The sequence below is a fragment of the Aminicella lysinilytica genome (assembly GCF_004362975.1).
GTDB lineage: Bacteria > Bacillota > Clostridia > Peptostreptococcales > Anaerovoracaceae > Aminicella > Aminicella lysinilytica.
The window spans coordinates 1-13,200 of record NZ_SNXO01000047.1; the positions used below are offsets into that span (position 1 = coordinate 1).

The following is a 13,200-nucleotide window of genomic DNA, read 5'->3' on the forward strand; positions in this document are numbered from 1 at the left end:
AATCATAAAAAGTCCACAGTGTTAAATTGATTATATCAAAATTGAAGAAAGAAAGGAGAGTATGCATGTATTTGGACTCAAATACATCATACAAGGAAGGTTATGAAGGACAGAAGTAATTTGGAAATGGCGAAGAACCTGACTTCATACACACTGATATTTATTGTTGCAGATGCTATACTATTGTCCATGGCCAAGTTACTTGGCCATGGCTTTATATACGTAATTGCGTATTTTCTGTTCCTGCTGGGGCCGATGCCCTTCGTGGTAGTTGTGGTCACGGCACTGGCCTTTGCTCACAAGTCAAGGGTAGAGGACGAGGAACGTGGGGCTGTGATTTTTACAATGCTGGGCGTTGCTGAATTGGCGGTCCTGCTGGTTGCTGTACTGACAGGAGTCATTATGCTGAACAATGGTTTTCTGTCAAAGTAGGTGATTTAAATGAGCATCATAGATTCCTTCGATGACAAGTCGGGAGAACTTCTGAAGGCTACGGATCTTCCTGTCCATGCAGGAAAAATCCAGGAGCTCGGAGAGTTTCCGGAAACGGTCATCGTAACTTTTTCCAGAAAAGCAGTGGATCTGGCGCGGAATAAATTCGGCGCCAGAGAAATCAGTTTCATGCTGACTGGTGAGAAAATACCTGTATATGAAATGGACCTGCCGGAAGAATTCGGGCAGGGGCCAGACATGACTGGCTCCCGGTCGCATGATAGCGAACGGTGGCTGGAACCGGCTGATTCACAATCGCATCGCAAATTGGCGATATATCAATCGGGCATGGGAGCACCACTGGCGGTTGCTCTCCTGGAAGAGGTAATAGCCAAAGGTGGTCGGAAATTCATAGTTTTTGGGAGTTGCGGTGCATTGCTACAGAATCTGGCCGAGGGCCGATTGATTGTGCCGGACGAGGCCTACCGCGATGAAGGCACCAGCTATCATTACGCGCCGGCCGCAGACTATATCACCGTGAAAAACGCAGACCTTGTAAGCAAGGTTTTGTCAGAGATAGAAGTGCCTCACGTAGAAGGCAGAATATGGACCACCGACGGTCTGTACCGCGAGACGAAAAACAACGCTGACGCCCGCAGGGCTGAAGGTTGTATCGCCGTGGATATGGAATGTTCGGCTTTGCAGGCGGCCTGCAATATGAGGAACGTCGAGCTGTATCAGTATGTTTATGCCGAGGATATGCTCAGCGATTCCGATTGGATGCCTCGGAACATGGGCCTGGTGACTCATGATGAAATGGAAGGCCATCTTCGCGTGGCGATGGAGATCGCGGCGCGCATATAGGATCAATATTGCGTATTGTTTGTGTTATGAGGGGATCTGGTTTTATGAAAAGCAGTAGATCAAAGGGGTTTACACTGGCAGAGCTTCTGATAGTAGTGGCTATCATTGCGGTGCTTGTGGCTGTGTCTATACCTGTATTCACGGGGCAGCTGGAGAAGGCAAGAAATGCCACTGATGAAGCTAACGGCAGGAGTATCGATCACTGTCTGAAGGTTTATTATCTCACAAGATACGGCGAGGATGATAATATCAATATGTCTGAGCATTTCGGACGAGTCGATGGATATGTTTTCGTCAATCAGGATCAGATAAGGTGTTCCGGAGAAGTTTATAAGGCACTTGTAGCGTCAGGATACGGAAAGAAATCGGACTGGAGACACCCGGCTGGTCATGATGAATATGTTTCCGAGATCATGACGTGTCAGTCGAAAACCAAGTGGAAGGCCTTTCAAATCACTTTCACCATTAAAGATGGTGAGATAGAATTCACCTATTGCAGCAGGGTCAATGGAAAGTATGGGGATGCCTTTGCTAAAGCCATAGGCGGCACCTATAAAGAGATAAATATGGGTGACGAAGAGGGAAAATTCTAGGATAGTTTACCGTTCTATACCGTCGCGGGCTTCTACGCCCTGAGTCCAGTAATGCCTGACTTCATTCATGTCTGTGACCAGATCGGCACGGTCAATGAGGGCTTCAGGAGCGTAACGACCTGTCATGATCAGTTCGGTGCCTTCTGCTTTGGAATCGACCAGGTCCATAGCCTGTTTCTCGCTTATGAGACCGAAGTTCATAGCTATGAAGAATTCGTCCAGGATCATTATATCGTAGGATCCGGACATGAGTATTTCCGCAGCGCGGGCCAGACCGTCAGCTGCGGCTTTTTTATCGTTGGCATCAGGCTCTCTGTTGACTATACAGCCTTCGATGCCGTAGAGTTCTACAGTGACTTCCGGAAATCTGTCCCGAAGGATGCCTATCTCATGATATTCCATGCTCTTGATGAACTGACCGATGTAGACGGAAAGTCCGGCCCCTGCGGCTCGCATAGTCAGCCCCAGGGCTGCCGTTGTCTTCCCCTTGCCGGTTCCTGTATATATCTGAAAATATCCTTTATCCATAATGATGCCTCCTGCTGGCACCATTATATCACTATTTTGATTACCTGGCAGTCATTTGCCATGAGAGTTCTCAAATAGTGGGCGGAGCATTATAATCTATATGCTTCTTCTTTGTAGGTGGCTTCGTCCAGGCCGCTCAACTCCTCGGCCTCGCTGACTCGTACAGGCAGGAAGTGATTTACACATTTTAATATCAGGAAGGTAACTCCGAAGGCATATGCTCCTGCGAATACTGTAGCGCCAAGCTGCAGCAGGAACTGATGGATATTGCCCTCTATCAGACCGCTGACTCCATTGACGGATCTGACTGCAAATACGCCCAGGAGAATAGTTCCAAGCATTCCGCCTACGCCGTGACAGCCCCATACATCCAGGGCGTCGTCCCAGTGAAGCCTGGACTTCAGCTGGATAGCCGAGTAGCAGATGATGCCGGCGCAAAGGCCGATCAGCAGTGCGGCCCATGGCCTTACATAGCCGGCTGCCGGCGTAATAGTCGCCAGGCCTGCAACTGATCCCGTAAGAGCTCCGACGAAACTGGGTTTGCCGTTTTTGATCCAGTCAATGATCAGCCATGTAACCATAGCCACTGATGCGGAGATGTCCGTGTTTGCAAAGGCAATAGCCGCAAGACCATTGGCACCCAAGGCGCCGCCGGCGTTGAAACCGAACCAGCCGAACCACAGAAGCGCAGTGCCCAGAGCCACATGAGTGATATTATGAGGCGCAAGCTCGATTTTGTTCGTGGTTTTTCGACTTCCTACGAAGAATACTGACGCCAGAGCCGCCATGCCCGCGCTGGCATGAACGACGATGCCTCCTGCGAAATCAACGACTCCCAACTGCTGCAGGAAGCCTCCTCCCCACACCCAGTGGGCTAAAGGCACATATATCAGAAAACTCCAGAATACCAGGAAAACCAGGTAACTCTTGAAGTTTACCCTGTCCGCGAAGGCGCCTGTGATCAGGGCCGGTGTTATAATGGCGAACATTTCCTGATAGCTGAAATAAGTAACAAATGGTATGCTCTTGCCGTATGCCGGGTTCGGCGTCATTCCCACATTATTCAGGAAGACATATTTGAATCCGCCTATAAGTCCGTTGATGTCCGGCCCGAAAGCCAGAGAAAATCCGATCATAAACCATATGATCGTGACGATGCCCATTGAAATGAAACTCTGCATCATAATTGTAAGTACGTTTTTACTGTTGACCAGGCCGCCGTAGAAAAATGCCAGACCCGGCGTCATAAGACAAACCAGGGCAGCGCAGATTATCATAAAGGCGGTATCACCTGTATCGATCATTTTATCCACTTCCTCTCTCATTTAATAACCTACCTAAATTATAAAAAAACAGGGGATTTTTGGAATACAAAAAAACCCTGTTTTTGAGTGGTAAAATTCCTTATTTTTTTCTGCGGTTCAGGCGCAAAAGGTACGCTGTACAGGCGTGGCTCCGCGGTCAGACTTCGATTATGTGATTTCTCACGGCGTACAAAACAAGCTCGGTCACGTTTTTGAAGTCGTGCTTTCTCATGATGTTGGCTCTATGGGTCTCTACGGTTTTTACGGAAATATGCAGCTGGTCTGCGATTTCTTTATTGCTGCAGCCCTCAGCCAGCAATTTCAATACTTCCAGCTCACGGTCGGATAGATCCTCGCCTTCCCTTTGTTTCTCAAGGAAACCCGGCAGCATGAGAGAGGCCAGCTCGGGAGATACGTAAATCTGCCCGCCATTGACTGTGCGGATGGCTGCCGCCAGCTCTTCGAAGGCGTTTTCCTTAAGTACATAGCCACGGCCGCCGCTTTCGAAAGCCTCAGACAGCATCTTTTCGTTTTTGTGCATGGTGAGGAATACGATGCGCAGGTCCGGGTGATCCCGGGACAGAGAGCGGGCCACTTCAAAGCCGTTTTTTTTCGGCATGGAGACATCCAGGAGCAAAACGTCCGCAGGATGTTCTCTGATGCCTGGCTCTACGGCCAGACCGTCTTCAGCCTCGCCTACTACGCTGAAATCTTCCTGCTGCTCTAACAGGAGCTTCAGAGATTCCCGAAGTATCTGGTGATCGTCTGCAAGAAATATTTTAATCTTCTCCATATGGGACCTCGATTTCTACTTTAGTGCCTTTGCCGGGTTTGGTAATAATGTGTAAGTCTCCGCCAATCATGCGGGCCCTGTCTTTCATGGAATCCAGGCCTATGCCGTGGATTATGACGGCAGGGTCGAAGCCAATGCCGTTATCTGCAACGGTAAATGTATAACTGGTTTTGGTCGGCCCGAAACTGCAAGTGACTACTGCTCTGGTGGCCTCGCTGTGCTTGACAACGTTGGTCAGGCTCTCCTGGATCAGTCTGTAGATGTTCAGACTTACAGTTTCATCGAAATCCGGCACATGGTCCTGTACATCCAGAGAGCATTCAAAGCCGTAGATGCCGTCCAGACTTTCCGTCATATACGCAAGAGCCTTGGTCAGACCTTCGTCAAGCCAGGCCGGATGCAGGTCGTTGAGTACATTCCTCATTTCTCCTATGCTGGTCTCTGTCAGATCCAGAGCCTTGCGTGATAACTCGCTGTCGTTCATTTTCAACAGCAGTTTCAGGGCCGCCAGACTTTGACCGAGGCCGTCATGAAGAGACCTTGCCAGGTTTTCCTTCTCCTGGGCTTCTGTCTTGGTCAGGAGTTTCGACTGCTTCATAAGAAGACGGTTTTTCTCATTTATCTGGGATTCATAGGAGGAGACCTCCATATAGTTTTCCCAGGAGTATATATCGTTGAATTCTACTATATTCAAGCCCTTCTTCTCGTCTTCGCCGCTGACCCTGATGCCGATAGTTTTATTTATCGCCCAGAACATGAGAAGTGACAGACCGAAGGCCCAGCCGAAGTTTACCATAAGGCCCAGGCACTGGGCGCCGAATTGTTCCATACGGCTGTCGCAGAGAAGGTACTGTTTATCTATGAACCAGGGCAGAAGCAACACGCCGCAGATACCGCCGACCAGGTGGGCAGGTATTGCATTGACTACATCGTCGATACCGTACCTCTCCAGAATAAGTGTGGAAAGGTCGGCGCAGACGCCGGCAATGAAGCCTATGATCACTGCTGACAAAGGATGGCACCAGCCTGACACGGCCGTCACCGCTACCAGACCGCCAAGGACGCCGTTAAAGATGGAAATCAGGTAGCGCCCTTTGCGCCTTCTCAGCAGGTTGGCTACCAGCGCGCCCATCATGCCGAAGCTTGCAGAGAGGGTAGTGTTTAGAAAGACAAGCCCCATCTGGTCCAGGTCCACCTGCTGGTTGCCGCCGTTGAAGCCCAGCCAGCCGAACCAGAGTATGAACACGCCCAGGGTGGCCAGGGGGATATTGGACTTACCAGTCCTGGTTGATGTGCGGCTTCCGACGATGATGAGGCCAGCCAGAGTTATGAACCCGGCCGTAGTGTGGACAACGCTGGCCCCGGCATAATCCATGAAGCCCAGCTGGTGGAGCCACGCAAAGTTGCCGCCCAGCGCATCGCCCCAGACGAAGCGGCCGTAGACGGGATAGATGAGCCCCGCGGCGAAAATGCTTGCCGTCAGGAGTGCGGTGATCTTGCTGCGTTCCGACATAGCCCCGGCGAAAATAGTCACGGCCACGGCGGCGAACATTATGTGCAGGAAAAGGTAGCTGTAGTGGGACGAAGGCATGGAAATGATGCTTTCTCCGAACATGAGATAGTAGCCGATGCTTATGAACATGGCCACGGTGATCATGAAGGTCAGCAGATTTTCTATAGATACGGATATGACGTTCTTACTTTGAACGAATCCCGCCTCATAGCAGGTGAAACCGGCCTGCATGAAGAATACCAGAGCCCCGCAGATGAGGACCCAGATTTGCTGAGTTATCATTTATGTTCCTTCTTCCATGCCTTTATCTGAGAAAGGCGTTCCTTATATTTGGCTTCCAGCCCCTGTGAGGTCGGCTGATAGTACTCGCGGCCAACCAGAGAATCCGGCAGACACTGCATGCTGGTGATTTTCTCCTCATAGTCGTGAGCATACTTGTAGCCCTTGCCGTAGCCCAGATCCTTCATAAGATCTGTAGGGGCGTTGCGGATATTCAGCGGCACCGGATCGGATATCTGGTCCACTGCATCCACGCGGGCAGCGTTATATGCAACCTCCATGGCGTTGGACTTAGGCGACATAGCCATATAGACAACGGCGTGTGTCAGGATCACGTTGCATTCAGGCATGCCGATAAAGTGGCAGGCCTGGTAAGCGGCCACGGCGATCTCCAGGGCTCGTGAGTCGGCTATGCCGACATCTTCACTGGCAAAACGCACAACCCTGCGGGCCACGTAGAGGGGATCTTCTCCCGCCTCAAGCATTCGCGCCAGCCAGTACACGGCCGCGTCGGGATCGGAATTCCTCATGGATTTATGCAGGGCGGAGATCAGGTTGTAATGTTCCTCGCCGTTCTTATCGTACAAAAGTGACTTCTTGGAGATGCATTGCTCCAGGGTGTCTTTGGTGACGGTTGTGGTCTCGCCGTCGTAGTCGCCGTTGATGATGACCATTTCCAGGGTGGAAAGAGCTGTGCGGGCATCGCCGTTGGCAAAGTTAGCAATAGTAGACAGCATATCGTCGTCTATGTTGATTTTCTGCTCGCCGAAACCCTTCGGGTCGGCTATGGCCCTGCGCAGAAGGGATGTCAGTTCCTCGGCGGATAGGGCCTGAAGTACGAAGACCTTGCAGCGGGACAGAAGAGCGTTGTTTATCTCGAAGGAAGGATTCTCCGTAGTGGCGCCTATGAGGATTATGCTGCCCTTTTCCACGAAGGGCAGGAAGGCATCCTGCTGGGCCTTGTTGAAGCGGTGGATCTCGTCCACGAAAACTATAGTCTTGGTTCCCATGAAGTGGTTGCTGTCAGCTTCCTTCATGACGTTGCGTATGTCCTTGATGCCGCTGGTGACGGCAGAGAAATCTATAAAGTTGGCCTTGGTGTGTTTGGCAATGATCCTGGCAAGGGTGGTTTTCCCTACGCCCGGAGGCCCCCAGAAGATCATAGATGACACCTGGTCATTTTCTATGAGGCGGCGCAGGACCTTCCCGGGACCGATGATGTGGGTCTGACCCACGAAGTCGTCCAGAGTCTCGGGCCTGAGTCTGGCAGCCAGAGGCTGCTGCTGTTTATTATCAAAAAAAGTAGTCTGTTCCATTGAAAAACCTCATTCTTATTAAACATATGTTCGATAGGAAAATTATAGCAAATCCACAGGTCACCGTCAAGTATACGCGGAAAATGAAAATTAGCTATTGATATTTTTCAAAAATAGTGAGATAATTGTACTAGAGTATAAAAATCTAAGTGTGGAGGTGGTTCTTTGGAAGAAAAGAACATATACAAGCCAGATGCTAAAGAGACCAGATCGCAGATAGTCAAGTTCTTTCTGTTTTCTGTCTCGGCAGGGATCGTGGAGACGCTGTCATTCACTTTGCTGAAGATAGCTACTCCGTGGAGCTACTGGCCCTGCTATCTCATAGCGTTGATATTATCAGTGCTGTGGAATTTTACCTGGAACAGAGAGTTTACGTTTAAGTCGGCTAATAATGTACCGATAGCCATGTTCAAGGTATTTTTGTTTTACTGCGTGTTTACGCCGGCTTCGACCTGGTGGGGCAACGCCCTGTCAACGAGAGCAGGATGGAACGATTACGTTATATTAGGATTTACTATGGCCATAAATCTGACCAGCGAATATATCTATGATAGATTTGTGGTCTATGGGAATAGTATGAACACCAACAAGAGAGCCAGGCGGCAAGCTGAGGCCGAGAGCGTGGTGAAGGAGGAGAACAACAATGGCTGAAGTAAGAGGAAAGAGAGCCCGCAGCAGAAAACTGATAATGCATGCTGCTAAGGGACTGTTCGAGGAAAAGGGCATTAGAAATGTCACATTTAACGATATAGCTGAAAGAGCGGATATGTGCAGGACTACAGTATTCAATCATTTCGCTACTATCAATGAGCTGATGATAGCTTTGGCAGAGGAAGAAGTCAACGATATCATGGATTACTGCGATGATACCAAACTGCATGGTAAGAAGCTGATCATGGCTATGTTTGATAAGCTCATAGAGGATACAGCCAACTATCCGGCGCTGACCAGTACTTTGACTGCCAACAGCATTATAAACGCCCAGGAGCGTAAGACTATCGGCAGGATAGAACAGCTGATAATAGACAATGTAGGAGACATGACCCCGAAGGAAAAAGAAAAGAAAGTAGTAATGCTGACCGGTTCATATTATGGTCTGGTCAATCATTACTTCATAAATGGTAATATATTTGACCCGAAGAACATGAAGAGACAATTCGGCCTGATGGCTAAAGAAATACTGAAAGAGGAGTGATATACATAATGGAGAATTGTGGTATTAGCAGATGGGACTGCCCATCCAAGATAAACAAGCAACTTAAGGAACTGACGAGCCAGCCTATCTGGGAGGTCAGCGACGAGTACTACGATGGAACTATACTGAAGTATTATGACGACCAATGCAAGCAATCGAAGGAAGTTTTTGACGAAGCGCAGAAATACATACCCGGCGGCGTACAGCACAACCTGGCATTTAACAAGCCTTTCCCTGTATGCTTCAGCAAAGCTGAGGGCGCATACCTCTACGATAAAGACGGCAATCAGTACATCGATTTTCTTCAGGCCGGCGGTCCGACGATCCTCGGCAGCAACTATCCCGTCATCAGGGACGCTGTCATAGATCTGCTCCAGACCTGCGGACCGGTGACGGGGCTCCTTCACGAAGCTGAGCTTCTCATCGCTAAGGAAATCAATCACTGCATGCCTAATGTGGAAATGTTCAGGATGCTGGGCAGCGGTACCGAATCGGTAATGGCGGCAATCAGGATATCCAGAATAGCCACAGGACATAAGCGCATCATCAAGGTCGGCGGCGGTTATCACGGCTGGAGCGATCAGATGGTCTACGGCCTGAAGATCCCTGGAAGCAGAAACCTGCTGGAATCCCACGGGATCCCAAGAAAGTGCTTCGCCCTGACTGATGAAGTAAGGCCTAACGATCTGGATATGCTGGAAGGTTTCCTTCGCATAAACAGATTAAAGGGCGGCACGGCCTGCGTTATCGTGGAGCCAGTGGGACCGGAAAGCGGCACCAGACCTGTAGCAGCAGAATATAACAAAGGCGTACGCAGTCTCTGCGACAAGTACGGCGCTCTTATGGTCTTCGATGAAGTCGTAACGGGCTTCAGAGTAGCATTGTCCGGCGCTCAGGGATATTTCGACGTAGTGCCTGATCTGACCGTATTCGGCAAGATCGTGGCAGGCGGTTATCCTTCTGCCGGCGGAGTAGGCGGCAAAAAAGAATATGCAGGCCTCATGGCTGCAGGAGTGGCTACGGGCAAGCATAGAGCATATGTTGGCGGAACACTGGCGGCAAATCCTTTGTCAGCCCTGGCGGGCTACACAGCCATCAAAGAGATCGAGCGCACCAACGCCTGCGAGATTGCGGGACGCGCCGGCGACAGACTCACTGACGGACTGAAAGACCTGCTGGCCAGATACGAGTTGCCTTTTGTTGCATACAACCAGGGAAGCATCGTACACTTAGAGTGCACCGGCGCCATGAGTTACGACTTCTCATCATACCTGTTTGTCAAGTCGGCTCTGGGACTGCTGAAATATCAGGACATCATGACGGAAAGAAAGGATTCCATGGAGAGAATGGGCGCTGCCTATATGGCTAACGGCATAGTTACCCTGGCCGGCAGCAGACTGTACACATCCATGGCGGACACGGACGAAATAATCGACGAGGCGCTGAACAGATTTGAAGAGGTGTTCAAGCATGTTGTAAAGACGGATAAGTGTTCGGGAAAGTAGGCATATTATGGCTGAATATATTTTGTCCCACGATATAGGGACAAGCTCTGATAAGGCGGTCCTGGTCACCTTCGAGGGTGAAGTGGCCGCCACTTGTTCTGAGCCCTACCCCACCTATTATCCGAATCCGGCCTGGGTGGAACAGGCCCCGGCGGATTACTGGAAGGCGGTCTGCGAGACCAGCCGGAGAATAGTAGATGAAAACGGCATAGAGCCAGGCGATATCAAGGGCATAGTATTCTCGACCCAGGCCCAGGGAGTCATTCCTGTAGACCGGGACGGGAAGGTGTTGTATAATAACATTACATGGGTCGACGGCAGAGCGCAGCTTCAGGCTGAGCATATAATGAAGAAGGTCGGCGGCAAGAAGATATTCACGGCTCTGGCTGGAACGCCGATCATGGGCAAGGACTGCATAGCCGAGATCACCTGGCTGAAGGAGGAGCGCCCCGAGATCTATGAGAAGACTCACCTGATCCTGGATGTGAACGGATACCTGAAGTTCAAGTGTACGGGGAAGATGGTCACGGAACTTTCCGGGGCTTCATCCTATGGTCTGGATCTGAAGAAAAAGACCTGGCTTTCGGTTTTCCCTTTAGTAGGGATCGATATGAAGAGGCTGCCGCCGCTGGTGTGCAGTACTGACATAGTCGGAGGCCTTACACCAGAAGCGGCTTCGGAGTGCGGTCTGGCAGAAGGGACTCCGGTTTTCGGCGGCTGCGACGATGTTCAGTCGGCAGTAGTCGGATCAGGCATGTGCCGCGACGGAGATGTGCATATTTACCTGGGCACATCGGCCTGGGTCTGCGCCACGAGCAAGACGGCGGACAAATTCAAACATGGAGCCGCAGCCATTCAGAGCGCTGATAAAGAGATGAATCTCATTGCCGGCATTACGGAATCTGCCGGCGCCAACATACAGTGGATATGCGATCAGTTCTTCCGTCATGAGAAGGAAGAATACGGCGATGACGGCATCTTCGCCTATATGGACGAGGTAGTGAAGGACATTCCGGCCGGCAGTGACCACCTGATCTGCACGCCGTGGATGCTGGGCGAGCGTTGCCCGGTGTCATCGACAACCACCAGGGCCACTTTGTTCAACGTGACTATGGTCCACACCCGGGAACACCTGATGCGTTCGGTCTATGAAGGCATCGGCTATAACCTGCGGTGGGTACTGGAGAATTATAAGGCGGACTATGGCTTTGACTGCAACGACTTCCGCATTATCGGCGGCGGCGCTTTGGACAAGGTATGGATGCAGATAATAGCAGACATCACGGGCAAAAGTTTCTCTGTGGTGAAGGACCCGCGTAACGCGGGGGCCGTAGGCGCTGCAATGGTTGCGCTTATCGGACTTGGCCATATAAAGAGCTTCGCTGACACACGGGAGTTCGTAAAGATAGACAGGAGATACGACCCCGACCCGGCCAATAAGGCTATTTATGACAAACTTTTTGCCGACTATAAAGAGATATATTATTCTCTCTCCAAGGCTTATGAAAAGGCCAACGGGCAGAGATTCGAGAGTGACTAGGGCCCGGCAGGCCCGGAGGTGTATAATGGATAAAACAGAAACCATCGCAAAGTACGCAGGGATGATGTCCCGTCTGCCTTACGATACGGGAGAGAACCCGCGCATTTTGCTTAAGCATGAAAATCGTTGCTACGAGACGGCGGCAGGGGCTGATTTCGGCGCTATTAAGGCCGCTGACATTGCTGATGTGACGGACTTCGATTCCATCGAGAAGGATGTGCTGATGGCGTCTAAGGAAACTAACGCCATGGTCATTTCCAAGCCGCCGTACATCGGCATTTGCATAGATTCCAAGAAGACGATCCATGCGGTGCTGGATGACATGGCGCAGATCGTTGGTCGTCAGGTGCGGGTGGTGCCTTATACAACCAAGGATATAGCAAAGGCCCTTAAGGGCGCTGAGGCTGTTATGATCCGCGGGGGCTATGTCATAACCTGCGGCAGGAATCTGTATGAGGCTTATGTAGCCATGACGGTCCTGGAAAAGTCGGCGGAGGTCTTGCTCAAGTCGGCCGTTCTGGGCGGTTCAGTGCCTTTGAGCACTGTTGACGCTAATCTTATGCGTCAGGTTTACAAACGTAAGTATTCTAAGGCGGAAAAGGAGCACAAAGATGATTCTGAAGGATGAGAAGCAGGACAGGGAACTGCTGGTGGAATATGGTCGCAAGCTGCTGGCCTGCGGTCTGGTCCAGGGTACCTGGGGGAATATCTCCGTGCGCCTGGATGATAAGTATATGCTGACTACACCGTCGGGGCTGGATTACGATCGCGTAACACCTGGCGACATGGTCAAGGTTGAAATCAAAACTCTTAAGTATGAGGGTGATATCAAGCCGACTTCTGAGCGTGAGCTTCACGGACGTGTGTACAGCGCAAGGCCTGAGATCGGCGCGGTGATCCATACTCATTCTAAGTATTGCAGCATTTTCGCTGCGGCTCGTATGCCTCTGGAAGTTGAGGATCCGGAGCTGGCAGCTGACATAGGAAATGTTCTGAAAATCGCGGATTATGGCCTGCCTGGCACTTCCAAGCTGGCGAAGAATACTGCCAAAGCCCTGGGCAGCGCTACTGGCTGCATCATGGCTAATCACGGTATGCTTTGCTGCGGGCCGGACATAGAGAAGGCTTTCGATATCTGTGGCAAGATCGAGGAGGCGGCTAGGATGTATGTGGACAGCCGCTGGGAGCGCTAGTGCTTTACGCCACTTCCGTGCTGCTGGTCCTCGTGTGCGAACAGCCCCGAGCGACTTATAAAACCAAGAATAGAACACTATGCAAACTCGTTGAAGCGAGGGAGCCTTTTCAAGGCTCTAAAGGGTGAACACTCGAGGAGATCAT

The 13,200-nt window shown here is 50.8% G+C and carries 14 protein-coding genes; 9 read left to right on the forward strand and 5 right to left on the reverse strand.

Annotation, left to right across the window (positions count from 1 at the left end; all coding sequences use genetic code 11):
* Positions 1-102: 102 nt before the first annotated feature.
* Genes EV211_RS09510 through EV211_RS11000 form a run of 3 tightly spaced genes read left to right on the forward strand, consistent with a single transcriptional unit; the run spans position 103 to position 1,889 of the window.
* Positions 103-432, forward strand: coding sequence for a hypothetical protein (locus EV211_RS09510; protein ID WP_133529199.1), 330 nt, complete (start codon positions 103-105; stop codon positions 430-432).
* 9 nt (positions 433-441) lie between these two features.
* On the forward strand, positions 442-1,296 hold the full coding sequence (locus EV211_RS09515; RefSeq protein WP_133529200.1) for a nucleoside phosphorylase: 855 nt from the start codon (positions 442-444) through the stop codon (positions 1,294-1,296).
* Positions 1,297-1,340: 44 nt separating this feature from the next.
* Positions 1,341-1,889, forward strand: a complete 549-nt coding sequence (locus EV211_RS11000) for a type IV pilin protein (RefSeq protein ID WP_133529201.1) — start codon at positions 1,341-1,343, stop codon at positions 1,887-1,889.
* 6 nt (positions 1,890-1,895) lie between these two features.
* On the opposite strand, the gene EV211_RS09525 is transcribed toward EV211_RS11000, so the two are convergent.
* The 5 genes from EV211_RS09525 to EV211_RS09545 form a co-directional block, all read right to left on the reverse strand.
* Positions 1,896-2,417, reverse strand: coding sequence for a cob(I)yrinic acid a,c-diamide adenosyltransferase (locus EV211_RS09525; protein WP_207668014.1), 522 nt, complete (start codon positions 2,415-2,417; stop codon positions 1,896-1,898).
* Between the two features lie 89 nt (positions 2,418-2,506).
* The gene (locus EV211_RS09530) at positions 2,507-3,721 is read right to left on the reverse strand and encodes an ammonium transporter (RefSeq protein ID WP_133529202.1); all 1,215 of its coding nucleotides are present in this window, start codon (positions 3,719-3,721) and stop codon (positions 2,507-2,509) included.
* Between the two features lie 157 nt (positions 3,722-3,878).
* The gene (locus tag EV211_RS09535; RefSeq protein ID WP_133529203.1) at positions 3,879-4,514 is read right to left on the reverse strand and encodes a response regulator; all 636 of its coding nucleotides are present in this window, start codon (positions 4,512-4,514) and stop codon (positions 3,879-3,881) included.
* Positions 4,501-6,309: an ATP-binding protein gene (locus tag EV211_RS09540; RefSeq protein ID WP_133529204.1), complete on the reverse strand. Its 1,809-nt coding sequence runs from the start codon at positions 6,307-6,309 to the stop codon at positions 4,501-4,503. Before EV211_RS09540 ends, EV211_RS09535 begins: the two co-directional genes overlap by 14 nt.
* The gene (locus EV211_RS09545) at positions 6,306-7,622 is read right to left on the reverse strand and encodes a replication-associated recombination protein A (RefSeq protein ID WP_133529205.1); all 1,317 of its coding nucleotides are present in this window, start codon (positions 7,620-7,622) and stop codon (positions 6,306-6,308) included. The genes EV211_RS09540 and EV211_RS09545 overlap by 4 nt, the downstream gene beginning before the upstream one ends.
* Before the next feature lie 165 nt (positions 7,623-7,787).
* Here EV211_RS09545 and EV211_RS09550 point away from each other — a divergent pair, with 165 nt between their 5' ends.
* The 6 genes from EV211_RS09550 to EV211_RS09575 are packed head-to-tail and all read left to right on the forward strand — an operon-like array spanning position 7,788 to position 13,055.
* A complete protein-coding gene (locus EV211_RS09550) occupies positions 7,788-8,273 on the forward strand; it encodes a GtrA family protein (RefSeq protein WP_207668015.1) in 486 nt (161 codons plus the stop codon).
* Positions 8,266-8,817: a TetR/AcrR family transcriptional regulator gene (locus tag EV211_RS09555; protein ID WP_133529206.1), complete on the forward strand. Its 552-nt coding sequence runs from the start codon at positions 8,266-8,268 to the stop codon at positions 8,815-8,817. Before EV211_RS09550 ends, EV211_RS09555 begins: the two co-directional genes overlap by 8 nt.
* Positions 8,818-8,825: 8 nt before the next feature.
* Entirely contained in the window at positions 8,826-10,322 is a 1,497-nt protein-coding gene (locus EV211_RS09560; protein ID WP_133529207.1) for an aspartate aminotransferase family protein, read from the forward strand.
* A 7-nt stretch (positions 10,323-10,329) separates the two neighbouring features.
* A complete protein-coding gene (locus EV211_RS09565) occupies positions 10,330-11,862 on the forward strand; it encodes a xylulokinase (protein ID WP_133529208.1) in 1,533 nt (510 codons plus the stop codon).
* A gap of 25 nt (positions 11,863-11,887) precedes the next feature.
* Positions 11,888-12,490, forward strand: coding sequence for a class II aldolase/adducin family protein (locus tag EV211_RS09570; protein ID WP_166635431.1), 603 nt, complete (start codon positions 11,888-11,890; stop codon positions 12,488-12,490).
* Positions 12,474-13,055 (forward strand): class II aldolase/adducin family protein, encoded by a 582-nt coding sequence (locus EV211_RS09575; protein WP_133529210.1) that lies wholly within the window; start codon positions 12,474-12,476, stop codon positions 13,053-13,055. The genes EV211_RS09570 and EV211_RS09575 overlap by 17 nt, the downstream gene beginning before the upstream one ends.
* The last annotated feature ends 145 nt before the right edge of the window (positions 13,056-13,200 follow it).

Bases quoted from the DNA above. Each gene is read 5' to 3' on its own strand.
- EV211_RS09510 (WP_133529199.1), top strand. From the start codon at position 103: ATGAAGGACAGAAGTAATTTGGAAATGGCGAAGAACCTGACTTCATAC.
- EV211_RS09515 (WP_133529200.1), top strand. From the start codon at position 442: ATGAGCATCATAGATTCCTTCGATGACAAGTCGGGAGAACTTCTGAAG.
- EV211_RS11000 (WP_133529201.1), top strand. From the start codon at position 1,341: ATGAAAAGCAGTAGATCAAAGGGGTTTACACTGGCAGAGCTTCTGATA.
- EV211_RS09525 (WP_207668014.1), bottom strand. From the start codon at position 2,417: ATGGATAAAGGATATTTTCAGATATATACAGGAACCGGCAAGGGGAAG.
- EV211_RS09530 (WP_133529202.1), bottom strand. From the start codon at position 3,721: ATGATCGATACAGGTGATACCGCCTTTATGATAATCTGCGCTGCCCTG.
- EV211_RS09535 (WP_133529203.1), bottom strand. From the start codon at position 4,514: ATGGAGAAGATTAAAATATTTCTTGCAGACGATCACCAGATACTTCGG.
- EV211_RS09540 (WP_133529204.1), bottom strand. From the start codon at position 6,309: ATGATAACTCAGCAAATCTGGGTCCTCATCTGCGGGGCTCTGGTATTC.
- EV211_RS09545 (WP_133529205.1), bottom strand. From the start codon at position 7,622: ATGGAACAGACTACTTTTTTTGATAATAAACAGCAGCAGCCTCTGGCT.
- EV211_RS09555 (WP_133529206.1), top strand. From the start codon at position 8,266: ATGGCTGAAGTAAGAGGAAAGAGAGCCCGCAGCAGAAAACTGATAATG.
- EV211_RS09560 (WP_133529207.1), top strand. From the start codon at position 8,826: ATGGAGAATTGTGGTATTAGCAGATGGGACTGCCCATCCAAGATAAAC.
- EV211_RS09565 (WP_133529208.1), top strand. From the start codon at position 10,330: ATGGCTGAATATATTTTGTCCCACGATATAGGGACAAGCTCTGATAAG.
- EV211_RS09570 (WP_166635431.1), top strand. From the start codon at position 11,888: ATGGATAAAACAGAAACCATCGCAAAGTACGCAGGGATGATGTCCCGT.
- EV211_RS09575 (WP_133529210.1), top strand. From the start codon at position 12,474: ATGATTCTGAAGGATGAGAAGCAGGACAGGGAACTGCTGGTGGAATAT.